Origin of the sequence: Microcoleus sp. AT3-D2, from assembly GCF_036705715.1 — a bacterium.
GTDB lineage: Bacteria > Cyanobacteriota > Cyanobacteriia > Cyanobacteriales > Microcoleaceae > Microcoleus.
In genome coordinates, this window is record NZ_JAUBVE010000017.1 from 60,817 (window position 1) to 85,729 (window position 24,913).

Sequence of the window (24,913 nt, forward strand, 5' to 3'; positions counted from 1 at the left end):
CAATCTCAAATCGGGTACGGGATCTAATTAAATTTAGAAACTTATTAAGTCACATGAAAATACTCTTAGCGATCACATGAAATCAGAAAAATCACTCAATACTCTAGACAAGACGGCAACGCCGACTTTAGGCAAAGAAACGCTAATTCCACACTCAGTATACGCTAAGAAATTGCGCCCACTTCTGCCATCAGAAGCCTTTACACCCGATGGTAGTAAGTTGGTTATACTGTTCATTAATATGGGCATTTTGCTACTGGGTTGGGGAATTGCGGCTCGTCTCGATCATTGGCCTGTATATCTTTTATGGCTTTATTTACCTTTAGCTTTGATTATGGGTAATAGTATAATAGCTTTATCATTTATCTCCCATGATTTCATGCACGGTAGTGTGCAGAAAAAATCTCGCATGACTGAGATAATTAGTTTTCTAGGGTTCGCAATGTTGTTTATGCCCCCGACTCAGTGGAAATCTCTTCATAACATTGTACATCACAGTCAAACAAATTCTTTAGGAGATCCCGATCGCAATTACCTCTACCAACAGCCTAATACTTGGGGAAAAAGAATTCAAAATTTCTTTGTACCATCTCTTGACTTCAATCCATTTTGGTTCTTCATAGTAGGGATGGCAGGCTCGTGGTTATTTCATAATTTTTCCAACCTCTCTTCGATCCTGTTGTTTAATAATAAGTCTGTTGATTATGTGCCGGCTGCTTTTACAGTCAGTGCTCGGGATCGGTGGACAATTGCCCTTGAGTTTATGGGAATTTTATGCCTGCATTTTAGCATTTTATTTTATTTAGACTTTCATCCCCTAAAACTAGCTTTTGGCTATTTTCTGCCGCTAGCAATTGGTCATTCAGGAATCATGTTTTATATCTACACCAATCATCTGATTTGCCGGATGACGAGTGTTAATGACCCGCTGATTAATAGTCTTTCAATACGGGTTCCCAAAATAGTTGATTTGTTGCATTTCAATTTTTCATATCACACGGAGCATCATATTTTCCCTAGTCTTAACTCAGACTATTACCCTTTGGTTCAAGACTTGATCCAAATTCACTATCCTGGGCGGATGAATTTACTTGATGCTGATGAAGCTTGGCAATTGTTAATGGAAACTCCTAGGCATTACAAAGATGAAGTTACCTTAACTGATTATTTAGGGGAAAATTCGGTAAATTGCCCTCTTGATAATTCTGCTGTAACGCCTTTCCTATAGCTAAATACACTTCTTACTCTCACAAGTTCCCCCCAGACTACAACTAGAAACCGACGCTAACGACCAATACTGAGTAAGGTGTGCACTGCACACCTTACTTTGCGATATACTGCTAAATTTTTAATTCTACATACTGATACTATTGAGCACCAACGAAGGCTTGAGAGCAAAATAAGAAATGACTCGTTTTTGATTGTTGGCATCAATCTTTTGTTCTGCCATATTCAAATTTTGCTGGAACTGTCTGGCTAAAAGTTGGATCGGGGTTCCCGCAAAAACTTCGTCGAAGCTCATCCGGTAGAGTTCTCGGAAAGATTTATCGTAATAACCCAAACGGTCATATCGATAAGCTGACAAAATAAACAGAATTTGCAGTTGATTGGCCGCTCGTTTGTACGGAGGAAGCAACCGTAAAATGTCCTTTTCCGTAATCACTTCTAGATTACCAGAAGCGGTAATCCTAGGAATGTCCCGGTAGGCGGCCAAAGGCATATTAGCTGCAAAACTCATGTATTCATACTGGGGAAAATTGACGGCTGAATGCTGTGGGCCACAGGTAAAAATTACAGTTGTGACAATTGCAATTAATTGTTCAACTGTGTCGATGTGGTCTGGGATTCCTTTGACTTTACCGCCGTTATCAGACGCTAATTCTTGAGCCCAGGTTTGCAGTTCCACATCTTGTACGATCGCCTGATTCGTCGGGTAAAAGAATTTAAGATAGCCGGATACAAAGGTTTCAATCGCATCCCAAAGCAACAATCCATCATCTCGGTAAGGATAGTGAGGCAGTTGATTGGGGTCATCCATTCCCCGATTTTTCAGTTCAGCAGGTAAGGCAAATTGATCGAGACTCCATGTACTGCACGCCTCTCTAGTCAGTTCCATTGTCTCAGCCAAGGTACCGCCTAGCAATTCATCAACAGGCCCGCCGGGATTGATCAATCGAGAACGTGCCAGATCGTTGTTAGTCAACATAAAGCGAAAGTGCGGTTTCAGCAGCAGGCTAAGCGGGTGATTTTTAGCCAACTGTCGGGCGGTGACGATCGCAATTGGTTCCATCACCAGATGAGTTCGACCTAAATGCGAGTTCATTTCATGGTGATTGGCATCTGCTACTTGTACACAGAGTTTCGCAAACAGCCAATCGACAGGAGGATCGAATGGGGTATAGACATGGCTACCGGGCGTCGGATCGAGTTGAATGGCAATAGGTGTCATTTCACCGCGATCGCGGACTCCCGTCCACCGCCAAGCGAAAAAAGCCCGTGGTTTGGGCAAGTATTTTCTGCCTTTTTCATAGGTTCCGCCTCCAACGAGAGCAGGCGCGCGATAGTGTTGGTCAGTACCTGTGTAATCGGCAATGTAAATGTTTTTTTGCTGCAACTCTTGCTGCAGATCGAATAATGGGTGCAAACTGGAAAGACCCCTGAGTGTTTCTGCCCGAGGATCGCTGGCATCTAAGAGGCGAAGCACCATCGGATTTGCTCCAGACAGGCGCTGTTCTGCAAAAGAGCGATCGGTTTGGTAAATTTTGGCAACTCCAGGTAGCGGCAGCCAAGTAAAAAAGTCTTCATAGTCTTGGAGTTCGTCGAGAGGATCGAGAAAAGTTCTCGAATCGGCTGCCAGCATATTTGCCGGAAGTTCCGATGTTGCTAATATCCGTTCTGCAAGATACTTGCTCGAAAAGTTCTCGACTGCGGGCACATCTTTCAATAATGCCAAAGGTGATAAACTCTCATAGTCAAACTGATAAGCTTGTTGCTGACGATTCAAGGAATCTTTGCGCTGTTCTTGGTTCGGGTCGTCTTGAGGAAGAGAAGGTTTCATATTGTCTACCATTGTATAAATCAACTCTCTTTTTGTAGTAAAATATCGGACATCGATCACTACTGATCAAGGATGGAATTTAAAAAGTATTCTGCAGGCTCACGCTTGATATAGGTCTTATCCACCGACCAATAATCTTATTCCGGATTTTTTTAAACTCAGAAAAATTCCTCAAAAGAAGGCAACACTTCTCGATCGCCCTAAATCTAGGTTGAAAGGTTTCATTCTCCCGATAAGTAGCTCGCACTCAAGAACCCCGACTTCTTTGAGATGTCGGGGTTCGGGGTGTTCGGTTTTTTGAGCTGGGTCTTGATTAGCGGTTAGGCACGAACCATTAAATATTGACCGTTGCCGTTATATTCGCCGTCGCAACTCGCGAAATTAGACACAAACCAAATCAAGTAAAACCGCCAGATGCGACGAAATTTGGCATAGTCCATGCCGTAGTCTAAATCTTTGACTATTGCCTGAGAATCGTCAAAGTTTGTCAGCCAAGTAGTTAAGGTTGTAGAGTAATTGTGTCCGTTGAGATACCAGTTTTTTATGGTTTTGAGGTCTTTGTTGTGGCTGGGAACTGCATCGTATTTCCAGTAACGACCGTGGGGGAAAATGTATTTGTGGGTGAAAACGCTGGATATATTGTTGGGAATGCGAACTGTGATGATGTGAATAAAAACTTTGCCATTATCGTTCAGGAAAGATGCCAGCTTTTGGAAAGCTTTCGTTAAATTGCCTACATGACAAAAAACTCCGATGGAGAGAATTTTGTCAAATTTTGTCTCAAATTGGGCCTCGTTCAAATCTCCTTCATATAGGATAAATCGACCAGAACTAAGGTAGCTTTCGGGGTCTTGCATCTTTTGACGCATATACTCGCATTGCTGGTGGCTCAAGTTAATCCCGGTAAAGGTGACATTGGGGAATTTGGAAAGAATGTAATTGGGAACACAACCCCAACCGCAGCCAAAGTCTAAAATATTGTCGCCATCCTGAATCTCTAGCTTCTCAATCACATCATCAATCATTTGCATTTGCGATTGTTCAAGGTTTGCCGCTCCTTTTTCCCACAATCCCATGCTGTATTTAGGATAAATGAGTTTTCCGTCGCCTAACATCGGATTCAGCATTGCTTGAGGTAAGTCGTACTGAATCTTCATTAAATCCCGCGGCCCTTCGGCGGTACGATCTGTTTCTGTCAGTACCCATTCGTAGGGGACAAGCAGGGACGGAAAATGCTTAAACAATACGGGCATACAGGTATCAAAAAGCGATCGCAATACTGAATCCGGTACTTCTAAGCCGTTGATGTAAGACTCTGCTACTGCCATGTGCAGCGTGTTAACTGCACTGGCTGCGAGGCGAGTTGCTCCGTAGGCGATCGGACTTTTGGTATGGATATTTCCCACGAGGGGAATGTGGTTTTCGATGTTTTGTAGGGCTGTTGATGAAGTCATGGTTATACTGCTTTTAAAGATGCTGCTATTCTATCTCACGAAAATTGGCTGGTTGTTAGAGAGCAAAAAAGCTGAAACTATTGCCAAGTAAGGTTTGCACAGACCAACTCTCCAAAATCCTAAAAATATATGACGGTTGAAGGGGATTTTATAACGGATTTATAAGGCTTTGGGCGATCTTAATTTTATTAAGAATTATGTCAGTCCATTTTAGATTTTAGATTTTAGATTTTAGATTAACTCTACAGCTTGAATTCGGGTATTTTCACGGTGTGATGAAAATTTTAGTGTTCCTTTATACCCTTTTAAATTTTAGAATTGAGAATGAATGATGAGCTAAGAGTTGGACTCTTGCCTAGAGTTGCTTTCTTTTTTTAAAGTGGTGTCAGTTGGGCGGTTGAGGTGACGAAACGAGAAGGAAATGCCGATCGCGACTTATATAGCAATCCGATTTGAGCCTCACAACACAACGCCCTCTTGTCTTCCTAGACTTCTTGTATAGCAAGACTTTCAGATTTTACAGATATAGAAAATCACTTAGGATTGCTATAGTTAAGGAATCAGGGATACAGAAAAAATGCCCAGAAACCGGGTTTGCATACAGGTTCGCTGCAATAACAGATGTCCGCGAGATTCCTCGCTAATTAGCTAGACGCGCCACATATGCCACAGATTCACTATCTGCCGGACGATCGCACGATCGAGATAGACGACGACGATATAATTCTCGAAGCTTCCCTGCGTGCCGACATTCCCCACACCCACATCTGCGGTGGTAGCGCCCGATGTTCGACTTGCCGGGTATTGATTGTCGAAGGTTTGGAATTTTGCTCTCCGCGCACTTCGCCGGAAGAGGAACTTGCCAAAAAATTGCGTTTAGAACCGGAAATTAGGCTGGCTTGTCAGACGCAGGTGGCGGGCGGGAAGGTGATTTTGCGGCGGCTGGCGATCGATTCTGAAGACTTGGAATCATTTACCGACCAAATCGCCGGAAAGTTGATTTCTAATCCTGTGGGTCAAGAGAAGAAAATTGCAATTTTGTTTGCCGATATTCGAGGGTTTACTGCGTTTGCAGAATCCCTGTTGCCCTACGATGTAATTTATGTTTTAAATCGCTATTTCCAAAAAATGGGTTATGTGATAAACCGCAATGGCGGGATGATTAATAATTACATGGGAGATGGTTTTATGGCGCTGTTTGGGTTGGAAAATCCCGACAAGGCGGCGGAACAAGCTGTGAGGGCTGGGGTGGAGATGCTGGAGGAACTAGAGAAACTCAATCCCTATTTTGAGACTTTATACCGTCACCGATTGCGGATTGGGATTGGCATTCACTGTGGCTGGGTGGTTGTTGGGAATTTGGGGGCATCGAAGAGTCAGACAGTTACGGCGATCGGGGATGCGGTGAATTTGGCCAGCCGGATCGAGGCGGCTAATAAGCAAGTAGGAACCAGTTTACTTATTTCCGAGGAGACTTATCAGGAAGTTAAGGAATTGGCGATCGTCGATCGGCGTGTATCAGTGCCAATTCCGGGGAAAAGTGGCGAATATCCGCTGTATGAAGTAGTCGGGATGCCGCCGCTGCCCCTGGAAATCTCCTCGATTTCCGAGGTCAAAGAAAAATCTATTTGGAAAATTTTTGTCAAAAATTTGTGTACTTTGTATGCTGCGGTGTACAATTGGATTAAGAAAATTTGGATTCAAATTAGAAAACTATAAAGCAACTTTTTTGAGTTTTGTTATTCCCTCGACAAGATGAATATTCCTCAGTCAATAGTTCGGATTTTTCTCATGCTCCCCAACGGTCAGATAGTCGCACAACTGCGAGATAATATTCCGGGTATTGCAAGCCAAGGAATGCTTTCTACTTTTGGTGGTGGCGTGGACATTGGAGAAAGTCCACAGCAAGCAGCCGTGCGAGAATTGGAAGAAGAAACTAGCCTAAAAAGCGATTGTAACCTTGCATTTGTCACAACTTTTATTTACACGACAAACAATAATCCAAAATTTATCCAAAACAATCACCTATTTTTGGCAAAAATTAGCAATTTTGAAAAAATAGAAATCAAAGAAGGTGTGGGTTTTGTAGTTTTGAGAAAAGATGTAGATTTCGAGAAAGTCAACGCAGGGGAAGGTACTCAAATGGCTTGGAAATTGTTGCAGGAATATTTAAAATAAAAATTCCCACACTACCTTTTCCCCGCGATGAGACTGAAACTTTAATAGAGAACTTCTTTACTATGCTGTCAAATACGAATTCAGAGTACGAATTATTACTACAACGAGCGATCGCGATCGCCGCCAAAGCTCATGATGGGCAGGTTGATAAGGCAGGCAATCCCTATCTCGATCATCCCCTATTTGTGATGGAAAATGTAAATTCTATAGAGGAGAAAATCGTAGCCGTTCTACACGATGCGGTCGAAGATTCTGAACTTACACTGGAGCAACTTAGAAGCGAAAGTTTTCCAGAAGTTCTAGTCTCGGCGATCGCGGCGATTACCAAAATAGAAGGAGAAGCTTATGCAGCTTATTTAGAACGTGTGATTGCCAACCCGATCGCATTGCGAGTCAAGATCGCTGATGTTACTCATAACCTTGATATTCGTCGCATCGCCAATCCGACAGAGGCAGATTTTCAACGCATTGCAAAATACAAAAAAGTCCTCAGTCAGTTGCGTGCATCCTTAAAGTAATTATTAACCGCAAATATCCGCGTTAATCCGCGTGCATCTGCGGTTAAAAAAATTCCCAAATCCTAAGCCATCACCATCCCCCCATCCACATTAAAAACCTGCCCGGTTATATAAGCAGCCGCCGCATCTGCCGCCAAAAACTTCACCATCCCCGCAACTTCCTCAACTTCCCCATATCTCCCCAAGGGAATATACTTCAAAATCTCATCAGACTTGACATCCTTAGTCATATCTGTAGTGATAAAACCCGGTGCAACTGCATTCACAGTAATCCCGCGACTCGCCAACTCTTTCGCCACTGTTTTAGTAAACCCAATTACCCCAGCCTTTGCCGCACTGTAATTAGCTTGTCCGGGATTGCCCATTTGCCCAGCAACCGAAGCAATATTAATAATTCGGCCGCTTCGCTGCTTCAGCATGATTTTACTCGCAGCTTTCGCACACAAAAACACGCCAGTTAAATTCAAATCAATTACCGCTTGCCAATCTTCCAACTTCATCCGCAATAGCAAAGTATCGCGATTAATGCCTGCATTGTTCACCAAAATGTCAATCCGTCCCCATTTTTCCATGACATTACTGGTGAGTAAATCTACTTGCTCAGTTTTCGAGACATCTGCTGCAAGTGCGACAGCTTCTCCTCCAGCAGCAACTATTTCTGCTACCACCTCATCAGCAGCAGCACTCGAACTCGCATAGTTGACGGCGACTTTAGCGCCCTCTGCCGCTAGGGCTAAAGCAACGGCGCGGCCGATTCCCCGCGACGCACCGGTCACGACAGCAACTTGACCCCGCAATCTCTGAAAAGTCTCTGGCAATAGTTCCATAATTGTATCCTCGCAATCTACCAGAGAATTTTGCACTAAAATCGAGCCAGAACCAAAAAAATTATTTTGTCTTATGGCAGTTCAAAAACAGTTCAGCAGTTTTGAGGAGTTACTATCGGGCTCTGACTTGCCGGTGTTGGTAGATTTTTACGCTACTTGGTGCGGGCCTTGTCAGATGATGGCACCGATTTTGGAGCAAGTAAGCGGTCAGATGAAAGACAAGCTGATGGTTGTCAAAATTGACACCGATAAGTACGAACAGTTGGCGTCGCAGCATCACATTTATGCTTTGCCGACTTTGGTGCTGTTCAAAAATGGCGCTGAGGTCGATCGAATTGAGGGAGTTATGCAAGCGGCGCAGTTGATCGATCGAGTGCAACCTTACTTGTAGCCGGAGCCAATTATCTCACACGTAGGGTGCGTCAGCCAATAGACATCTCCCAAAAAGATATTCAAGAACAGGCATCCTGCCTGTTCCACAACAATTATGGGAGATGTCTAATATCTGATTAATTATGAATAAAATAATCCTAGTTGACGCACCTTACTTATGAAGACTCCCAGCCACGCTATTATCAATCTCGCCATTCTTGGCAAACCGCAACTGCCGCAAGCTAATCTAATTATTGTGATCGGCGGAATCTTACCCGACATCCCAATATTTCTATTTTACTTTTGGGCGAAATACATTGCTCGCTTGCCCGCAGCTACAATTTGGTCAAAAGCATATTATGAGCCTTTTGTGCAAGATATTGTGGCTCTGTTTCATTCAATTCCCCTGGCGGTTATTGGTTTGCTAATTGCTTATTACTTTGGCTGGCAAAGCGTGCAAATTCTGTTTATTAGTATGATACTACACTCTCTGGGAGATTTGCCTGTACACAATGACGACGCTCATAGGCACTTTTTTCCGTTCAGCAATTACCGTTTTATTAGCCCGTTTTCTTATTGGGATCGGAAGCACTACGGGTCAATTGTTTCTGTGGTGGAAATGTTGTTAGTGCTGCTGTCAACTTTCCGGGTTTTTGGTTTTGTTAACTCTTATGCTGGAAAAACGTTGTTGATTTTGGTGAATGGTTTTTACTGGGCTGGCGCGGTTTATTTTCAGGTGCGACATTTATTTAAATTCACTTCCCAAAGATGAAACATGAGCTCAAAATTACCAATTAGCAATTAGGAATTAGCAATTACCATATTGTTAACTACGCCGAATATTAAAACAGCACCAATCTTGGCGCTTCCACAGAGTAGCGACAATCCAGCCATGCTGTTCGAGAGTGTCAGCAATTGGCTTAGCTTGGTCGAGCAAAATGCCGCTGAGCACGCCCCAAGTAGTGGGTTTGCTAATTGCAGTGAAGTGCGGGATTAAATCAATGATTACTTCTGCTAAAATGTTGCAGATCAAACCGTCGATCGGCTCATCTACCATTTCTTTCAAACGATCGATACTTCCGAGTTCTGCAACCAACTGCTGAGAATTAACGCGGTTGAGTAGTCTGTTGCTAATGGTCGATCGCACTGCCAAAGGATCAGTATCCAAAGCATAAACTTTTGTAGCGCCCAACAACACCGCGCCGATCGACAAAATACCCGATCCGCAGCCGATATCAGCAACTACGCACTCTTTGTCATCAAAACCGAGACGCATTTCCAGCGACTCCAGACAAAGTTGAGTAGTAGCGTGAGCACCAGTACCGAAAGCTACACCCGGATCTAAACGCAAAATAACGCGATCGGTATCAGTCGGTAAGGGCAGCCAAGCCGGGTTAATTAAAAAGCGATCGCCCACTTCTTGAGGCTGCCAGTGCTCCTTCCAAGTGCTGCCCCAGTCTTCGTCTTCAATCAAATCCCACTGCATCGCAGGTAGGGGCAAACCTGCACACAGAGCATCTTGGCGCAGCCACAGAGACAGAGCGGCCAAATCCAGCAATCCTGCCTGTTCTTCGGGCAAATAAGCCGACATCAGGCAGGAATTGCTTTTGAGCTCAGTAGCAGTTCCCCGACAGTTAAATCGTTCCAAACGCCAAAAGATGATATCTTCCAGCGCCGGATCGCAAAGAATTCTAATTTCCCACCAGCTATGTGCCATAACGATTTTAGATTTTAGATTTTAGATTTTAGATTGGCCCAGGGGAACTGGAGACTGGGAACTGGGGAGTGAGGAAGGAGGATTGGCTAATAGAAAAATTCCCGCTTTCAGGCCAATGACCAATTACCAATTACCCATTACCAATTATCAGCCCTGGCATCCAAAATCTAAACTCCAAAATCCGTCAAAGATTTACCGTGTAAGCATCCCGAATTCCCGGAACTTTTAGGATCTCGGCCAGTATCCCCTCTGGTAGAGGGTCATCAAGGCTCAAAACCATCACCGCATCGCCTCGCACGATTTTACGGCCTACCTGCATACTGGCAATATTGACATTAAAACTGCCCAATTGGGAACCAATTTTGCCAATAATCCCCGGCATATCGCGGTGCAGGGTAAACAGCATATGGTGAGTGGGGGAAACGTTAACCGGGAAATCGTCAACGCTGGTAATCCGAATTTCGCTTTCGCCGAGCACTGCACCTGTCACGGTGTGTTCGCCGAGGGTTCCCTTGGCCGAGAGGTGCAGGGAGCCGGTGTAGTCGCGAATTGAGGCGTCTCTGGTTTCGACGACGCGAATTCCGCGTTCTTTGGCTTCAATGCTGGCGTTGACGTAGTTAACGCGCTCTCGCAGGGCTTGGGATAGCAGGCCTTTGAGGGCGGCGACGACTACGGGCTGGCTTTGGTTGCTGGCCAATTCGCCTTGCAGTTGAACGTTGAGGTAATCGACTCGGCCTCCGGCTAGCTGGCTGACGAGGTTGCCGAGGGTTTCGGCGAGTTGCAGGTAGGGTTTGAGTTTTTCGATCGAGTCTGGGTAAATTCCTGGTATGTTGACAGCCGATCGCGCGGGCAGCCCCAACAGTACATCGCGGATTTGTTCAGCAACATCGATCGCCACATTCACCTGAGCTTCCGCTGTGGATGCTCCCAAGTGAGGTGTCAGCACGATGTTCTGGCCGACACTCCGCAGCGGGGAATCGGCTTCGAGGGGTTCGTGTTCGTAAACGTCGATCGCTGCGCCGGCTATCTGGCCTGATTTTATAGCTTCTGCGAGGGCTGATTCGTCGATGATGCCGCCTCTGGCGCAGTTTATGATGCGGGCCGTGGGCTTCATTTTCGACAGCACTTCAGCGTTAATTAAGTGCAGGGTTTCCGGCGTTTTGGGGATGTGCAGGGTAATGTAGTCGGATTCGCGCATCAGCAGTTCGAGTTCTACCAAGCGGCAGCCCAACTGGTCGGCTCTTTCGGTCGAAATGAAGGGATCGTAGGCCAGCAGTTTCATGCCCATTGCTTTGGCTGCGGCGGCGAGGTGGGAGCCGATTTTGCCCAAACCGACGATGCCGAGGGTTTTTTTGTAAACTTCTACGCCGAGAAAGCGGTTGCGTTCCCATTTACCACCTTTAACGGATTCGTTAGCTTCCGGGATGTGGCGGGACATCGAGAGCATCATGGCGAGCGCGTGTTCGGCGGCGGCGATCGTGTTGCCTTCGGGGGAATTGACGACTACAATTCCTTTGCGGGTAGCGGCGGGTACATCGACATTATCTACACCGACACCGGCTCTGCCGATGATTTTGAGTAAATTCCCGGCTTCTATGATTTCTTTGGTAACTTGGGTGCCAGAACGGATCATTAAAGCGTCGTAATCTGGAATAATTTTTACCAGTTGTTCGGCTGAGAGTCCTGTGTTTACGTCAACTTGCGCGACTTGGGAGAGGATGTCAATTCCGGCTTGGTCGATCGGATCGGATACTAGAACTTTAGGCATAGCAAGCAATTGAGTGCAATAGTAAAAATAGACCGAGCGTTGGCGAGCTCAAAGTGAGACTTATGACTTAGAGCAGTATCTAACAGCTCAGCTCAAGCTTGCCTTTGTGCAGTTTGAATTGTATCTGTATTCGGTCAAGGTCGGCCGTTTTTTGCGTGAAATATTTTAGCTTTGCGGGCGATCGGACTCTCTGAACGTCTTAAAATCCCCCAACTGCTTAGCTAGTATGTCTTTTCGGGATATAATAGACTTTGGCTATTCCAGCCTAACTATCAGGAATTGTTTTCTAATGAATTATCTTATCGCCGTACTGCCCGATCGAATTCAAGCCGAAGCTGCCTACTGTGCTCTGGAAAAAGAAGGCTTGCCTATGAAGCAAGTGAGTATTTTGGGCCGCGGCTACAAAACTGCTGATGAATTTGGCTTGATCGACCCGAACCAGCAAGCGAAGAAACAAGCTAAACTCATGGCTATTTGGCTGATTCCCTTTGGCTTTATTGCTGGGGTTACTTTCAGCTTGATTACTGAGTTGAAGACTTTTGCCTGGGCGGGAGAAATTGGCGATCATGTGATCGGTGGTGTACTCGGTGCGATCGCCGCTGCAATGGGCAGTGTGTTTGTTGGAGGCGCGGGCGGTATGGCTTTTGGTAGCGGCGATGCTTTGCCCTACCGCAACCGTTTGAATGCGGGTAAATTTTTGATTGCGGTTAAGGGTACTGATGATTTGACTGGGAAAGCTGCGAAGATTTTGCAGCAGTTTAAACCGGAAAATATCCAAGGTTATACAGAGACTTAGTTATTTGTTTGTTAACAGTTGACTGTTGACTGTTGACATTCAACTCGTGTAATATTTGGAGGCAGTTATGGAATTACAAACTATCCCCCTACATTCTCCCCTAGAATTAACGCTGGAATTAACAGACGAGCAGTTTTTTCAGTTGTGTATTGACAACCGGGATTTAAGATTTGAACGGACTGCAACGGGAGAATTAATTATTATGCCGCCTGCGAGTAGCGATACAGGCAGACGGAATGCGGATCTAAGTTTTCAACTCGAAGGTTGGAGCCGTCAAAATAAGCTTTTGGGAATTGCTTTTGACTCTTCAACTGGATTTAAACTCCCCGACGGTACAGACATTTCTCCCGATGCTGCTTGGATGCGGCGCGATAGGTGGGATGCTTTAACTGCTGAAGACAAAGAGAAATTTGCGCCGATTTGTCCAGATTTTGTGGTGGAATTGCGATCGACTACTGACTCGCTAGAAAAATTGCGGGCTAAAATGAAAGTATATGTGAAAAATGGAGCGAGGTTGGGATGGTTGCTCGATCGCAAAAATAGAAAAGTAGAAATCTCCCGTCAAGGTTCAGATGTGGAAATTTTAGACTCGCCTGCAACTCTGTCCGGTGAAGATGTACTACCAGGTTTTGTGTTGGATTTAACTGATATTTTCTAAATTTGTAAGAAGACTCGGCGTTTGAAACCGCATCTATCAAGTCAAAATACGCAGAGGCGGGTTAAAGAGTAAAGAGTACAACTGGGGTAAAATTACGTTATTCTATTTAGTCGGCATCCAGCAGACATGGTTTGTATAAACCTGCTTTCAACCGCCGTCTTATCTTTTCCCACTCATTCATGGTATGATAGGCTGCCAAAGGTTGCGTTTGGTATGACCTATGAAAATCCTCCACGGGACTTGGATTCCTCAAGCAGAAGAAAATTTTATTCAACCTGGAACTTTTTGTCTTTGGGTTGAAACCACTCAAAAGAAAAAACAGCCTGCTAAGGTTCATCCCCGACAATTGGAGACGGCACAGTTAAGAGAGTTTCTAACGAAAGAAGCCGGGATTCAACTGTCAGCAGTCAGCAATACAAGTGCGATGGGGCGAGAATACGCGATCCTCCCTCGGTATTTTTTACTGCCCACTGCCGACAACCAGCCGTTGCCCTCTTTAGAGTTAGCGCGATATTTAGAGACAGAGTTACCCGAAACATTTGAGTTGGAGTATTGGCAAGTTGATTGTGTGTGCATCGCCACCCACACTTTGACTAAAGTATTGAACGATCTGCATTTTTTTGCCCTCTACGATGTAGCAGAAGTTCAGTTTGGTTCAGACTTGCTATTTTGGTATCACTACACCCAAAATTTTAAGCAAATTGTTCTGAAAGATCATTATATTCCGGCGTTGCGCTATCGAGAAACTGCTCCGATCACGATCGCACCCATCGAAACATCCGAACCCGCTGAGAAAGCCACGCGCGGGCGTAAGAAAGCGGGCGAGACAAAAACCAAAACAACTGCAAAAACTCCAAAAACACCTGCCAAAATTGAACCCAGCTTTGAGATTTATCCGGGATGGGAAATTGTTTCAACACAGTACGAAACTGATTTACAACGCTATGTTGAATGGATGCCTTTAGTTTGTGTGTCCGGTTTTCGGAAGATCCAGCTACAAGATACACCAAAGTTCTACGATCGCGAACGGTTGCTGCGGCATTTTTCCGAGTGTGCGATCGCGGAAATTGTCACTCAAACCCCCATCCCAGCATCGTTTGAAAATAAGATTGCGGATTCTTTACTCCAAATCTGCCTCAACCAAACACGAAAAATCGCGCGAGTAAGCCTTGAGCAATACCGGCAATGGCAAACCTGGCGCGATCGCATTACGCGCAATCAATCTGCTGACTCATTCTCCCTCTGCTTTCAACTACAGTCCCCCGAAAACCCCGAACAGCCTTGGGTTTTAGAGTTTCAGGTGGCTGCGAAAAAAGACCCATCTCTGCGGATGCCGTTGCAGGATTATTGGCGATCGCGATCGACTCAACAAAAACAGTTGAAAACACAATTCGGAGACAACTTTGAGCAACATTTGCTGACAAATCTCGGCTACGCTGCCCGCATTTATCCCCAACTTTGGCAAGGGCTAGAAACCGACAAACCTGTTAACATTACCCTCAGCTTAGATGATGCTTTCACCTTTCTCAGCGAGTCCGCTTGGGTATTAGAAGATGCCGGATACAAAGTGATTGTCCCCGCTTGGTGGACGCCGAAGGGACGACAACGGGCGAAGATTCGCCTGCAAGTCAAAGGGAAGGGCAGCAAGAGCGCTGCCATCAAGGGCAAAGGATTGTTTTCGGCGGATTCCTTGGTGGAATATCAATATGAATTGGCGATCGGGGGTGAACGGGTTAGCGAACAAGAATGGCAGGCGTTAGTAAATAGCAAAACACCGCTGGTGCAGTTCCGAGGACAATGGATGGAACTGGACAAAGACAAGATGCAGGAGATGCTAAATTTTTGGCAAAAACATCGCGAAGAAAACCCCGATTTAAGCCTGATTGACTTTATGAAGTTGACGGCAGAAGGAGAAGCGAGCGAACAGTTGGAGGTTGAGCGCGATCGGGCGTTATCGGAGATGTTGGAGAAGCTGAACGATAAGAGTCGGTTAGAGTTAATTGCAGATCCAGCAAAGTTTCACGGCAAGTTACGGGATTACCAAAAGCGCGGCGTTTCTTGGTTGAGTTATTTGGAAAGTTTGGGATTAAATGGCTGTCTTGCCGATGATATGGGTTTGGGTAAATCGGCGCAGGTAATTGCTCGATTATTGCAAGAGCGGGAAGTTTTATCTACTACAAAAGAGACAGAAAAAAAGACAGAAAAAGCGATCGCACCTTCGGTTCTACCCACGCTGCTAATTGCGCCCACATCCGTAGTTGGTAACTGGCAAAAGGAAATGGAAAAATTTGCTCCAGAATTGCGATCGCTGATTCACCACGGCCCAGGGCGTTTGCAAGATGCCAAAGCATTTAAAGCCGCCGTCCAAGATTGTGATATGTTGATCACTTCCTTTACCTTGGTGCGAAAAGACGAGAAACTGTTGAGCAGCGTAGCGTGGCATCGCGTGGTAATTGATGAAGCGCAGAATATTAAAAATCCAAAAGCGGCGCAAACCAAGGCGATTTTAAAGTTACCTGCTACCCATCGACTAGCATTGACTGGAACACCGGTGGAAAATCGATTGCTGGATTTATGGTCAATTTTTAATTTCCTCAATCCCGGATATTTGGGTAAAGAGGCACAGTTTCGGAAAATGTTTGAATTACCGATTCAAAAACATGGGAGTCGCATACAATCGGCAGCGCTCAAAAAATTAGTGGAACCCTTTATTCTCCGGCGTCTAAAAACCGATAAGTCGATTATTCAGGATCTCCCCGACAAAGTTGAGCAAAAGCTCTACTGCAATCTCACCCGCGAGCAAGCTTCGCTTTATGAAGCGATTGTGAAAGAGGTAGAACAAGAAATTGACGCGGCGGAAGGGATGAAGCGCAAGGGGATGATTTTGGCGACACTGCTGAAGCTGAAGCAAATTTGTAACCATCCGCGCCAGTTTTTGCAAGATGAAAGTGAGTTTACACCAGAGCGATCGCACAAACTGGAACGGCTGATCGAGATGATTGAGGAAGTCAAAGCAGAAGGCGAAAGTTTATTGGTATTTACGCAGTTTACAGAACTGGGAAGCGCGTTGGAAAAATATATTAAACAAACGCTACATTACAACACTTACTACATCCACGGGGGAACCAGTCGCGAAAAACGGGAACGGATGATTTCAGAGTTTCAAGATCCAGAGTCTGAACCTTCGGTATTTATTCTGTCACTGAAGGCGGGCGGCGTGGGAATTACGCTGACAAAAGCCAATCACGTGTTCCATTTCGATCGCTGGTGGAATCCGGCTGTGGAAGATCAAGCAACGGATCGGGCGTTTCGGATCGGACAGCAAAAAAATGTGTTTGTGCATAAGTTTGTGGCAATTGGCACTTTGGAAGAAAAGATTGACCAAATGATTGAAGACAAAAAGAAATTGGCAGGGTCAATTATTGGTGCGGATGAGTCGTGGTTGACTGAGTTGGATAATGAGGCATTTAAGAAATTAATTAGGCTCAATAAAAATGCGGTTCTAGATTAGGAGAAACAACATAAGAGAGGGAGAGGGGGAGAGGGGGAGAGAGGGAGAGGATTTTTGATTGTCATCGAAATATACAATTTAAATGCAGAACAGCTTATGTCACAATTTACTCGGACTTGGTGGGGTAATGAATTTATCAGCGCGCTGGAAAGATTTACAGATTCTGGGCGACTCGGACGGGGACGTTCCTATGCACGGAATGACAAGGTAAAAAGCTTTAAGATTAATGATGGCTTAGTGATGGCAGAAGTAAGGGGATCGGTAAATCCTTATTTTGGGGTTTATAAGGAACCTCTGTACAAAACTAAAATTGAGTTTGAGCCGATTAGTCAGGAAAAGTGGAAAGTGGCGATCGCCCAAATGGCATCGAAAGCCAGCTTCATTTCCCGGCTGCTACTCAACGAAATGCCCGACAATATTGAAAATGCTTTCTCACCCCTCGGATTGCACCTTTTACCCAGCAGCCGCGAGGACTTTAAGACTACTTGCTCTTGCCCAGACTATAGCAATCCCTGCAAACATATTGCCGGAGTTTATTATTTGGTGGCGGCCGAATTGGACAAAGATCCATTTTTACTGTTTGAATTACGGGGGCTTTCTAAGGAAGTGCTGCACCGCGAATTAGCAAAAACGCCTTTGGGCTTGGCGCTTTCTGCCGAGTTAACGGCTGATGCAGCGGCCCCTGTGGCGGTGGATTCCTATTACACGCAGGCGATCGCCAGTGAGGCGCAAACGGTCAGCCTGAAAGAGTTTTGGCATGGTGCGAAGCGATTACCGCAGACGATTGAGGTGGCAGCGCCAAGTGGGGTAAGTGCGATCGTGGTGAAGAAACAGGGAGATTTTCCACAGTTTTGGCACAAGGATGGTTCGTTTATTGAGGCGATGGAAGAACTCTATTTGCGGGTGAAGAAGAATAAGTAGTTGGGTGGACTATTTTGCTGCCATACTCGATCGAACTCTTGCAAAAACTTAAACTCGAAGACTTCATACATTTGGTACAATAATCGTGCTCATCATATCAGCTTTACCAGCAACTAAAATCATACGATCGTTATTTGATGATTTTAGACTATAATTAAAGTAGTGCGACTGTTAAAAAAGTAGACTTTTTAGTTACAGCAATTTTTGGCAATTTCAAATTAGAATCTAGCATTAACTGATGTTACAAAAAGAAGAACTGTTAAAAGGCATCGAAAACCGCGAATGTGTGGCGCGGGCGATCGACCAAGCGGAACAAGCAATTAAAACTTGGGAAGTTACTCTGACTGATTTTCTGTCGCCTCCAGAATTGGCGGACACTCTGACAGTATTTAAGCGCTTAACAGACGTGGAAGTAGTGGCTTGGGGCGGCTACCCGCAAGCTGAAAGACAAAGAATTGCGATCGCGCGATCGGATATCCCGATCGACTCTGCTAGCGTTAACGTTGCTGCGGTAGAAATCGCTGGCAATTTCTTGTTCGATACAGCTTCTCACCGCGACTTTTTGGGGGCGATGTTGGGTACGGGGATTGTCCGCGAGAAAACTGGCGATGTGATTGTTTTGGGTGAACGCGGCGCGCAAGCTATTGTCATGCCGGAGATGGTAGAGTATTTGGAGATGAGTTTGCAGCAAGTGCGATCGGTTCCCGTGCAAACGCGGCGCATTGAGTTGAGCGAACTCAAAATTAGAGAACCCAAAAAGAAAGAAATGACAACCGTTGAAGCATCCATGAGATTGGATGCTGTCGCCTCGGCTGGATTCGCAATGTCTCGCAGCAAAATGGCCGATTTAATTGATAGTGGCGACGTGCGAGTTAACTGGAAAGACGTTACTCAAGCTAGTTATAATGTCAAGTCTGGAGATTTAATTGCTGTTACGGGCAAGGGAAGATTGGAAATTGGGGAAGTTGCTGTTACTAAGAAGGAACGCTATCGAGTCCAGTTAACTCGATATTTGTAATTCTCGGAATTAGTAATTAAGAATTGGGAATTGGGAATTCTTTTCCCTGTTCCTTTTTCCCGATCCCGGCTAAATGGGTTAAATCTCGTACACAATCTGTTGCCGAACTTTCCTAGAATCTACCTCGGTTAAATCCGTTAAATCCCGTAGACTACTTCCTTGGTAATTACGCTTTCGCCCGAAACAGCTTTCCTACCGACTTCACCAAAAGTTCTCGCGGCATCAATCGAGGCATATTTGCAATGATTTGATTGGGAATTCCCCCTGTCACAACATTAGACTCATTTTTGTCTAAAGCTTTCAAAGCATCTCGCACTACTTCCGCAGCAGGAACGAGTTTTTGCCCGCTGCTGGATGCCAGAGATTTCGGAAATTCAGCTACTGCAGCAAAGTCGGATTCTGTCGGCCCTGGACAAAGGCACAAAACGCCAATTCCTAAGTCTTTGTTTTCCGCCCAAAGTGCCTCGCTGAAACTCAAAACAAAGGCTTTAGTAGCTGCATAGATTGACAAGTACGGCATCGGTTGAAAAGCTGCGAGGGAGGCAACATTTATAATATTTCCTGATTTTCGCTGCCGCATTCCCTGCAAAAATAAGTGCGAGAGTTCAACTAATGCTACAATATTTAGTTGCACCATTGTTAGTTGTTTCGCAAGCGGGCGATCCTCTTCGAGGGCTTCGCTAACAGCAAAAACACCGTAATCGCCAAAACCCGCATTGTTCACCAACAAATCAACCGTCCAACCTTTTTTAACAACCGCGTCAAATACAGCAGTTGTGGCTCCTGGTGCGGTCAAATCTTGAACGATAATTTCGACCAAAATATTGAATTCCTGTTGCAGTTGAGCAGCTAGCTGTTGCAATTTATCTTCGGAACGAGCTACCAAGATTAGATTGTGCTGGCGTTTGGCTAATTCGGCGGCAAAGGCTGCACCAATTCCGCCAGAAGCACCAGTGATTAAAGCAGTAGCCATGAAGTTAATTCGGATTATTTGAGATAAACTTTATATGTTTTAACAATTATTTCGACGGGAAACTTATAAAATAATTAAAAGGGAATAGGTGAGTTTTATGGCGCGTCTTACCGATCGAGCTTTTGAAATTTTGCGGGCAGAAGTTGACAAGTGCGCGGCGGCTGATAGTCTAGCCGGTGATGTCTACCGACGGATGGTAATCAAGCGGTTGGAGAAGTTACGATCGCAAAACGGCACTTTCGCCTCAATAGAAGAAATCCGCGATACCTTCAAAGACGAATTTCCCAACTTCAGCGAACAAGCTCTCAAAGCTGCCGTCAAAGCCAACCGCCCGCCCGGATTGTTCGGTAAAATCATCTTTGCTGGGAGTTTGCTGGGAAGTGCTGCGGGGATAATTTGGCTGATTAACCTACCTTTTCCCATGATTCGCTGGCCCGTGGCGAAAACAATGCCGATATTATTGCTGCCGAGTTTTAGGAGTATGGATCACAATTACCGGCAGGCGATCGCCCTTGTGGAACAATCCGATCAACTAATCAATAAAGCTACGGCTGTCGCTGATTTTGACTTGGGCGAAATTAAAGCAAAAGAGGCTCAAAAACACCTCGACGCCTTGCCGGTTTGGTTTTTAGGTTATTATCCACAAACCTACTGCTCTTTTTTCGGCTGCCGTTGGCGGTTTACAGTCGATGAATTTCAAGCCGCCCGCAAAAATGTCGGGCGGATGGAGGCTCAGATTTTCCAGCAAAAAAATGCTTTTAGTCAGTTAAATCAAGTCGAACAAACTCTCAACGCGGCGAAACAGGAGTATCAGCAAGCCAAAACCGCTGCGGATAGACAAAAAGCAACGGTAAATTGGCAAAGTGCGATCGACCAACTCAATCAAATTCCCGCCGAAACCCTCGCGGGAGAAACGGCTAAGAAAACACTCACAGCAGCAGAAAGAGACTTTCAAGCAATGGGCGGCGTCGCCACCGGTTCTGTGCAGGCTGACAACTTAATTGAAGCTGCTAAAGAATTTGCTCTCTCCGCCGCTGTCGCCTCCCAAAAACCGCCGCATCCCGCCGCACAGTGGGAGCAAATAGCACAATTGTGGCAAGAAGGTATTAATAGACTGAAATTGATTTCTGTCGATAACCCTGGGTATCTCGACGCTCAAACCAAACTCGCTGAATATCAAAAAAATTTAGGAATTACCCAGATTAGACTGGAAGCAGAAAAAGATTCTGCAAAAGCTTTGCAAGAAGCTAAAAGATTGTTTGCCAACTTGCAAAATAATGTGAATTCTCTGAGTCAAAATCCTGGTTACTCCCTCAGCCAGTTGCAACAAATTATCAATCAATTAGAATCCGTGAAACCCGGAACAACTGTTTATCCCGAATCCCAAAAATGGCTGCAATCTGCTCGCAAGAAACAGCAAGAATGGCAAAAAAATTAGGTGTTGACTGTTGACTGTTGACTGTTGACTGTTAACTAATGACTAATGACTAATGACTAATGACTAATGACTAATGACTAATGCCAACAACCAACTGCCAACTGCCAACTGACAACTGACAAATTACCAAGTTGGGTCAACATACAGATTAATTGTCACTTGCTTTTTCCCGGAAGGAATGCCGGAAATACAAGCACAAATCGTATCTCCGCCATCAATTTCTACTTCGCAAGCGTGACAAGAACCCATGAGGCAGCCAGTAGGAATAGAAACCCCTGCACGTTTGGCTACATCTAGCAAAAGCTCTCCTGGTTCAGCTTCAACTGTCACGTTATCAGGTAAAAAACAAACTTTTGTCATTTAATTTGAACCTCAACTCTAACAAACGATAGTTAATAGTCAACAGTCAACAGTCAACAGTCAACAGTTAACTAATTAACCTAAAATATGCTTTATATCTAAATGCTTTTCCACTGTATCTGCTAGAGAGTCTAACAGAGTTTCTCGGTGTTCTCTGTAATTAGGAATACCTGTAGGCAATGCGCGGAGTCCCCGCTGCTGCCGCAAGTGATTTAACCAAGCTCGCCGCCAAGCTCCGTTGTCAAAAATGCCGTGCAGGTATGTACCCCAAATTGATTGAGAAGTATTGACAATGCCTAAACTAGCATCGTCAAATAGCGGTTGAGTCAAATCTGACTCTAGGATTTGCGTTTTTCCTTGATGAATTTCGTAACCGGAAACTGGCAAACCCGGTTGAGGATAATTAGATGTTACGATTCGTTGGCGCGCAATTTTGTTCGGTGCCATCGCAGTTTTCAAAGGCAGCAACCCCAATCCTGGAAATTCTCCCTTTTCTCCCTCAACCCCTTCTTTATCCGTGATACTTTGTCCCAGCATCTGAAAGCCGCCACAAACTCCCATGACTGTACCGCCAGCTACTAAATAATTTTGAATAGCTTTTGCCATACCTGTTTGGCGCAGCACCTGCAAATCGGAAATTGTAGTTTTAGAGCCTGGTAAAATCACGGCGTCTGGATGGCCTAAATGGTCTTTTGGGCTGACATATTTGACTGTGACGGAAGTTTCCGACTCCAGGGGGTCAAAGTCGGTAAAATTGGAAATCCTGGGCAGGCGGATGACCGAAATATTTATGTCGGTTTGAGAATTTGGAGAACGTCGATCGAGCAAATCGAGAGAATCTTCTGAGGGAAACACTTCGTCTATCCAAGGAATCACCCCAACTACCGGGATTCCCGTCCTTTCTTCTAGCCAAGTCAGGCCCGGATCTAATATCGATTTTTGCCCTCGGAACTTATTAATAATGAATCCTTTAATTAAAGCTCGTTCGTCGGGATCGAGCAATTCCAAAGTACCGATAAGGTGAGCAAAAGCACCACCGCGATCGATATCAACTACTAGCAAAGTCCGAGCCTTTAAATATTTAGCTACCCGCATATTTGTTAAATCGCGGTGTTTGAGATTAATCTCAGCAGGGCTACCGGCTCCCTCACACACAATCATGTCAAATTCTTGGCTGAGAAATTCTAAAGATTCCCGAATAGCTTGCCAGCCGAGATCGAAATACTGCTCGTAATATTGAGATGCTCGCACATTGGCGATCGCCCGGCCCTTGACAATTAATTGAGAAGTCATGTCTCCTTGTGGCTTGAGCAAAATCGGATTCATTTCTACCCAAGGTGCGACGCCCGCAGCCCAAGCTTGCACTGCTTGAGCGTAACCAATCTCTCCGCCGGCCGCTGTGACATAGGAATTCAGTGCCATATTCTGACCTTTAAACGGAGTTACCCGCCAGCCTCGCCGAGAAAAGATTCGACACAAAGCTGCCACGAGTAAAGATTTCCCTGCGTGAGATGTTGTTCCCACGACCATAATTGCTTTCATAATATTAAGGGAGAAGGGAGAAGGAAGAAGGAAGAGGAAAGAGGGAAGAGGGAAGAAGTAAGAAGTAAGAAGTAAGAAGTAAGAAGTAAGAAGAAAAAAGTAAGAAGTAAGAAGTAAGAAGTAAGAAGGCAGAAGGCAGAATCAAAAAAATTCTGGTTTCTACCTTTTGCTTTCTGCCTTAAGATGACGGCTTATCTTCGCCGGATACATTCTCAGACTTGGATTCAGTGGCCGGTTTAGCAGTTTCAACTAGATTCGGATCGGGGTGATTCGGGGAACTCAATTCAGTTTGTTCTGCCTCAGAAGAGAGTTCTTCATTTGTAGATTCGATCGAGATAACTGTTACTGAAACTGCTTCCACTGGCGCGCTTAACTCGGTTTCTCCCGATGCTTCCATCTCCACAGGCGCTACTGAAACCATTTCCACCACAGTCATTTCTATAGATACAGGAGGGGCTTCTGCTTCCGGTACGCCTGCTGCTTCTTCCGGTTCACCAACTGCAGCCAGCGGTGTCTGGGTTTCAAGAGATACAGCAGGGGCTGCTGCTTCCGGTTCACCAACTGCAGCCAGAGGTGTCTGAATTTCAGCGGACGATCGATCTTCGATCGGAGTTTCCCCTATTTTGTCAGAACTCGCGGTTTCTGTGGCCATCAACGCGGCCATTGCTTCAACATTGGTGGGAAAAGGCACTCCAAGGCTGGTTTCGACAGCAGTGTTGCTGGTTTCTGCTGCCACTTCCGCAGCCGCCTGGGCTAATTCGGATTCGAGAATTTGGTCGATACCCGGTGCAGGAGTTGCCGTTATTTTAGATTCAGGTACGATCGATTCTGGAGTCACTGAGGGTTTTGGCGTCTGGGGAGTTGCATCAGACTTGTTTTTAGCCACACCTCTTCCCAACATACCGCCGAGACTATTTTTGATATTGCCGAACAGACTTCCGAAACCGCCAGATTTTTTAGCTGGTTTAGGAGGAGTTGGAGGAGTTGGAGGAGTTGGGGCCGCCGCCGCTGCCGCCTGCGACTCTTTAACGGCTGTCCTCCATTCTGTTTCCTCGTCAAAATCATCTGCTTCTGGCTGCTGTTGAGGCTCTGGCTGAGCCTCTGCTGGCTCCACACTTGGTGCAACGGCTATTTCTGAAATTTCTAGAGGTAGAGGTAGAGGAGTGAAGCTGCTGGCTATTTCTGCTGGGGTTGATGAAGTTTCAGCAGCAGGAGTTTCGACTGAAAAGACGGGTATTTCTGCAATTGCAGGTGGTTTCGAGTCGGGAATTTTCAAGTCAGGGGCGATCGCACTTTCGGTCGTTGGCTCGTCGATCGCACTTTCGGCAATACTTTCAGCTATGGGGGGAATCGCTGGCTGTTCCTCTAGCTTTACCTCGCCCTTATCCAGAGTGGGTGCTGGAACCACATCAGTTTTCGGTTTGGGCGATCGAACAAACTTAGGTTTTTTCGCTGCTGCGGGTTCTTTTTTCTTGGCAAACAAGCCAGCCAACGGCAAGCCTGCAGCAGCCAAATTCGCCGACTGAGGAATCGGCGTTTGCTCAGCAACGGGCGTCACCTGCCGGCGCAAAGTCAGAGTTTCCCAGGCAAACCAGCCCAACATCGCCACGCCCGCCATTTGACCAAGCAGGAGAGCACCAGTAATTCGTCCCGCACAAGCCCATAAAATTAACGCATAAAAAAGTCCTACCCCGCTCCAGGTAAAATCACTTTTGCGGTGCACTTCTGGAAAAAAGAAGGCCGCCATGTAAATACTGAAGCTGCCTAGACCGACCGCTAACGCCAGAAAGTATGCAAGCATATT

The 24,913-nt window shown here is 45.5% G+C and carries 21 protein-coding genes; 12 read left to right on the top strand and 9 right to left on the bottom strand.

The genetic code is table 11. The features are described 5' to 3' along the window. Window positions 1-76 precede the first annotated feature (76 nt). Entirely contained in the window at window positions 77-1,228 is a 1,152-nt protein-coding gene (locus QUB44_RS10450) for a fatty acid desaturase (protein ID WP_333366383.1), read from the top strand. Window positions 1,229-1,354: 126 nt separating this feature from the next. Here QUB44_RS10450 and QUB44_RS10455 read toward each other — a convergent pair whose 3' ends face one another. Together QUB44_RS10455 and QUB44_RS10460 are read right to left on the bottom strand one after the other, a co-directional pair. Next, on the bottom strand, window positions 1,355-3,058 hold the full coding sequence (locus QUB44_RS10455) for a lipoxygenase family protein (protein WP_333366387.1): 1,704 nt from the start codon (window positions 3,056-3,058) through the stop codon (window positions 1,355-1,357). A 320-nt stretch (window positions 3,059-3,378) separates the two neighbouring features. Beyond that, window positions 3,379-4,512 carry a class I SAM-dependent methyltransferase gene (locus QUB44_RS10460; RefSeq protein ID WP_333366389.1) on the bottom strand — a complete coding sequence of 378 codons (1,134 nt, stop codon included), beginning with the start codon at window positions 4,510-4,512 and terminating at the stop codon, window positions 3,379-3,381. Between the two features lie 663 nt (window positions 4,513-5,175). Here QUB44_RS10460 and QUB44_RS10465 point away from each other — a divergent pair. The 3 genes from QUB44_RS10465 (at window position 5,176) to QUB44_RS10475 (ending at window position 7,208) form a co-directional block, all read left to right on the top strand. After that, entirely contained in the window at window positions 5,176-6,231 is a 1,056-nt protein-coding gene (locus QUB44_RS10465) for an adenylate/guanylate cyclase domain-containing protein (RefSeq protein ID WP_333366392.1), read from the top strand. Between the two features lie 36 nt (window positions 6,232-6,267). Next, window positions 6,268-6,690, top strand: coding sequence for an NUDIX domain-containing protein (locus QUB44_RS10470; RefSeq protein ID WP_333366396.1), 423 nt, complete (start codon window positions 6,268-6,270; stop codon window positions 6,688-6,690). 62 nt (window positions 6,691-6,752) lie between these two features. Then, window positions 6,753-7,208 (top strand): HD domain-containing protein, encoded by a 456-nt coding sequence (locus QUB44_RS10475; protein ID WP_333366399.1) that lies wholly within the window; start codon window positions 6,753-6,755, stop codon window positions 7,206-7,208. 62 nt (window positions 7,209-7,270) lie between these two features. On the opposite strand, the gene fabG is transcribed toward QUB44_RS10475, so the two are convergent. Next, on the bottom strand, window positions 7,271-8,035 hold the full coding sequence (fabG, locus tag QUB44_RS10480; protein ID WP_333366402.1) for a 3-oxoacyl-[acyl-carrier-protein] reductase: 765 nt from the start codon (window positions 8,033-8,035) through the stop codon (window positions 7,271-7,273). A gap of 73 nt (window positions 8,036-8,108) precedes the next feature. On the opposite strand from fabG, the gene trxA reads away from it, so the two are divergent. Together trxA and QUB44_RS10490 are read left to right on the top strand one after the other, a co-directional pair. Beyond that, the gene (gene trxA, locus QUB44_RS10485; protein ID WP_015178505.1) at window positions 8,109-8,426 is read left to right on the top strand and encodes a thioredoxin; all 318 of its coding nucleotides are present in this window, start codon (window positions 8,109-8,111) and stop codon (window positions 8,424-8,426) included. Window positions 8,427-8,585: 159 nt separating this feature from the next. Continuing rightward, complete coding sequence (locus tag QUB44_RS10490) at window positions 8,586-9,179, top strand: hypothetical protein (protein ID WP_333366405.1); 594 nt, start codon at window positions 8,586-8,588, stop codon at window positions 9,177-9,179. A 54-nt stretch (window positions 9,180-9,233) separates the two neighbouring features. On the opposite strand, the gene prmA is transcribed toward QUB44_RS10490, so the two are convergent. Beyond that, on the bottom strand, window positions 9,234-10,124 hold the full coding sequence (prmA, locus tag QUB44_RS10495) for a 50S ribosomal protein L11 methyltransferase (protein ID WP_333366407.1): 891 nt from the start codon (window positions 10,122-10,124) through the stop codon (window positions 9,234-9,236). A 184-nt stretch (window positions 10,125-10,308) separates the two neighbouring features. Further along, window positions 10,309-11,892, bottom strand: a complete 1,584-nt coding sequence (gene serA, locus QUB44_RS10500; RefSeq protein ID WP_333366410.1) for a phosphoglycerate dehydrogenase — start codon at window positions 11,890-11,892, stop codon at window positions 10,309-10,311. Between the two features lie 289 nt (window positions 11,893-12,181). Between serA and QUB44_RS10505 the strand changes: the two genes are divergently transcribed. The 5 genes from QUB44_RS10505 to QUB44_RS10525 all read left to right on the top strand — a co-directional run bounded on the left by QUB44_RS10505 (window position 12,182) and on the right by QUB44_RS10525 (window position 18,796). Further along, complete coding sequence (locus QUB44_RS10505) at window positions 12,182-12,688, top strand: hypothetical protein (protein ID WP_333168125.1); 507 nt, start codon at window positions 12,182-12,184, stop codon at window positions 12,686-12,688. A gap of 67 nt (window positions 12,689-12,755) precedes the next feature. Then, window positions 12,756-13,346 (top strand): Uma2 family endonuclease, encoded by a 591-nt coding sequence (locus QUB44_RS10510; RefSeq protein ID WP_333366413.1) that lies wholly within the window; start codon window positions 12,756-12,758, stop codon window positions 13,344-13,346. Between the two features lie 220 nt (window positions 13,347-13,566). Further along, window positions 13,567-16,857: a DEAD/DEAH box helicase gene (locus tag QUB44_RS10515; RefSeq protein ID WP_333366416.1), complete on the top strand. Its 3,291-nt coding sequence runs from the start codon at window positions 13,567-13,569 to the stop codon at window positions 16,855-16,857. Window positions 16,858-16,953: 96 nt separating this feature from the next. After that, complete coding sequence (locus tag QUB44_RS10520; RefSeq protein WP_333366419.1) at window positions 16,954-17,778, top strand: SWIM zinc finger family protein; 825 nt, start codon at window positions 16,954-16,956, stop codon at window positions 17,776-17,778. A 238-nt stretch (window positions 17,779-18,016) separates the two neighbouring features. Beyond that, complete coding sequence (locus QUB44_RS10525) at window positions 18,017-18,796, top strand: photosystem II S4 domain protein (RefSeq protein WP_333366422.1); 780 nt, start codon at window positions 18,017-18,019, stop codon at window positions 18,794-18,796. Between the two features lie 166 nt (window positions 18,797-18,962). On the opposite strand, the gene QUB44_RS10530 is transcribed toward QUB44_RS10525, so the two are convergent. Next, the gene (locus tag QUB44_RS10530; protein WP_333366425.1) at window positions 18,963-19,769 is read right to left on the bottom strand and encodes an SDR family oxidoreductase; all 807 of its coding nucleotides are present in this window, start codon (window positions 19,767-19,769) and stop codon (window positions 18,963-18,965) included. A gap of 97 nt (window positions 19,770-19,866) precedes the next feature. Here QUB44_RS10530 and QUB44_RS10535 point away from each other — a divergent pair, with 97 nt between their 5' ends. Then, on the top strand, window positions 19,867-21,207 hold the full coding sequence (locus QUB44_RS10535; RefSeq protein ID WP_333366428.1) for a hypothetical protein: 1,341 nt from the start codon (window positions 19,867-19,869) through the stop codon (window positions 21,205-21,207). 123 nt (window positions 21,208-21,330) lie between these two features. Here QUB44_RS10535 and QUB44_RS10540 read toward each other — a convergent pair whose 3' ends face one another. The 3 genes from QUB44_RS10540 to QUB44_RS10550 all read right to left on the bottom strand — a co-directional run bounded on the left by QUB44_RS10540 (window position 21,331) and on the right by QUB44_RS10550 (window position 24,910). After that, a complete protein-coding gene (locus QUB44_RS10540; protein ID WP_006634188.1) occupies window positions 21,331-21,567 on the bottom strand; it encodes a 2Fe-2S iron-sulfur cluster-binding protein in 237 nt (78 codons plus the stop codon). Between the two features lie 75 nt (window positions 21,568-21,642). After that, window positions 21,643-23,109, bottom strand: coding sequence for a cobyric acid synthase CobQ (cobQ, locus tag QUB44_RS10545; RefSeq protein WP_333366430.1), 1,467 nt, complete (start codon window positions 23,107-23,109; stop codon window positions 21,643-21,645). Between the two features lie 178 nt (window positions 23,110-23,287). After that, window positions 23,288-24,910, bottom strand: a complete 1,623-nt coding sequence (locus QUB44_RS10550; protein WP_333366433.1) for a Ycf66 family protein — start codon at window positions 24,908-24,910, stop codon at window positions 23,288-23,290. Window positions 24,911-24,913 lie beyond the last annotated feature (3 nt).

Bases quoted from the DNA above. Each gene is read 5' to 3' on its own strand.
- QUB44_RS10450 (WP_333366383.1), top strand. From the start codon at position 77: ATGAAATCAGAAAAATCACTCAATACTCTAGACAAGACGGCAACGCCG.
- QUB44_RS10455 (WP_333366387.1), bottom strand. From the start codon at position 3,058: ATGAAACCTTCTCTTCCTCAAGACGACCCGAACCAAGAACAGCGCAAA.
- QUB44_RS10460 (WP_333366389.1), bottom strand. From the start codon at position 4,512: ATGACTTCATCAACAGCCCTACAAAACATCGAAAACCACATTCCCCTC.
- QUB44_RS10465 (WP_333366392.1), top strand. From the start codon at position 5,176: ATGCCACAGATTCACTATCTGCCGGACGATCGCACGATCGAGATAGAC.
- QUB44_RS10470 (WP_333366396.1), top strand. From the start codon at position 6,268: ATGAATATTCCTCAGTCAATAGTTCGGATTTTTCTCATGCTCCCCAAC.
- QUB44_RS10475 (WP_333366399.1), top strand. From the start codon at position 6,753: ATGCTGTCAAATACGAATTCAGAGTACGAATTATTACTACAACGAGCG.
- fabG (WP_333366402.1), bottom strand. From the start codon at position 8,035: ATGGAACTATTGCCAGAGACTTTTCAGAGATTGCGGGGTCAAGTTGCT.
- trxA (WP_015178505.1), top strand. From the start codon at position 8,109: ATGGCAGTTCAAAAACAGTTCAGCAGTTTTGAGGAGTTACTATCGGGC.
- QUB44_RS10490 (WP_333366405.1), top strand. From the start codon at position 8,586: ATGAAGACTCCCAGCCACGCTATTATCAATCTCGCCATTCTTGGCAAA.
- prmA (WP_333366407.1), bottom strand. From the start codon at position 10,124: ATGGCACATAGCTGGTGGGAAATTAGAATTCTTTGCGATCCGGCGCTG.
- serA (WP_333366410.1), bottom strand. From the start codon at position 11,892: ATGCCTAAAGTTCTAGTATCCGATCCGATCGACCAAGCCGGAATTGAC.
- QUB44_RS10505 (WP_333168125.1), top strand. From the start codon at position 12,182: ATGAATTATCTTATCGCCGTACTGCCCGATCGAATTCAAGCCGAAGCT.
- QUB44_RS10510 (WP_333366413.1), top strand. From the start codon at position 12,756: ATGGAATTACAAACTATCCCCCTACATTCTCCCCTAGAATTAACGCTG.
- QUB44_RS10515 (WP_333366416.1), top strand. From the start codon at position 13,567: ATGAAAATCCTCCACGGGACTTGGATTCCTCAAGCAGAAGAAAATTTT.
- QUB44_RS10520 (WP_333366419.1), top strand. From the start codon at position 16,954: ATGTCACAATTTACTCGGACTTGGTGGGGTAATGAATTTATCAGCGCG.
- QUB44_RS10525 (WP_333366422.1), top strand. From the start codon at position 18,017: ATGTTACAAAAAGAAGAACTGTTAAAAGGCATCGAAAACCGCGAATGT.
- QUB44_RS10530 (WP_333366425.1), bottom strand. From the start codon at position 19,769: ATGGCTACTGCTTTAATCACTGGTGCTTCTGGCGGAATTGGTGCAGCC.
- QUB44_RS10535 (WP_333366428.1), top strand. From the start codon at position 19,867: ATGGCGCGTCTTACCGATCGAGCTTTTGAAATTTTGCGGGCAGAAGTT.
- QUB44_RS10540 (WP_006634188.1), bottom strand. From the start codon at position 21,567: ATGACAAAAGTTTGTTTTTTACCTGATAACGTGACAGTTGAAGCTGAA.
- cobQ (WP_333366430.1), bottom strand. From the start codon at position 23,109: ATGAAAGCAATTATGGTCGTGGGAACAACATCTCACGCAGGGAAATCT.
- QUB44_RS10550 (WP_333366433.1), bottom strand. From the start codon at position 24,910: ATGCTTGCATACTTTCTGGCGTTAGCGGTCGGTCTAGGCAGCTTCAGT.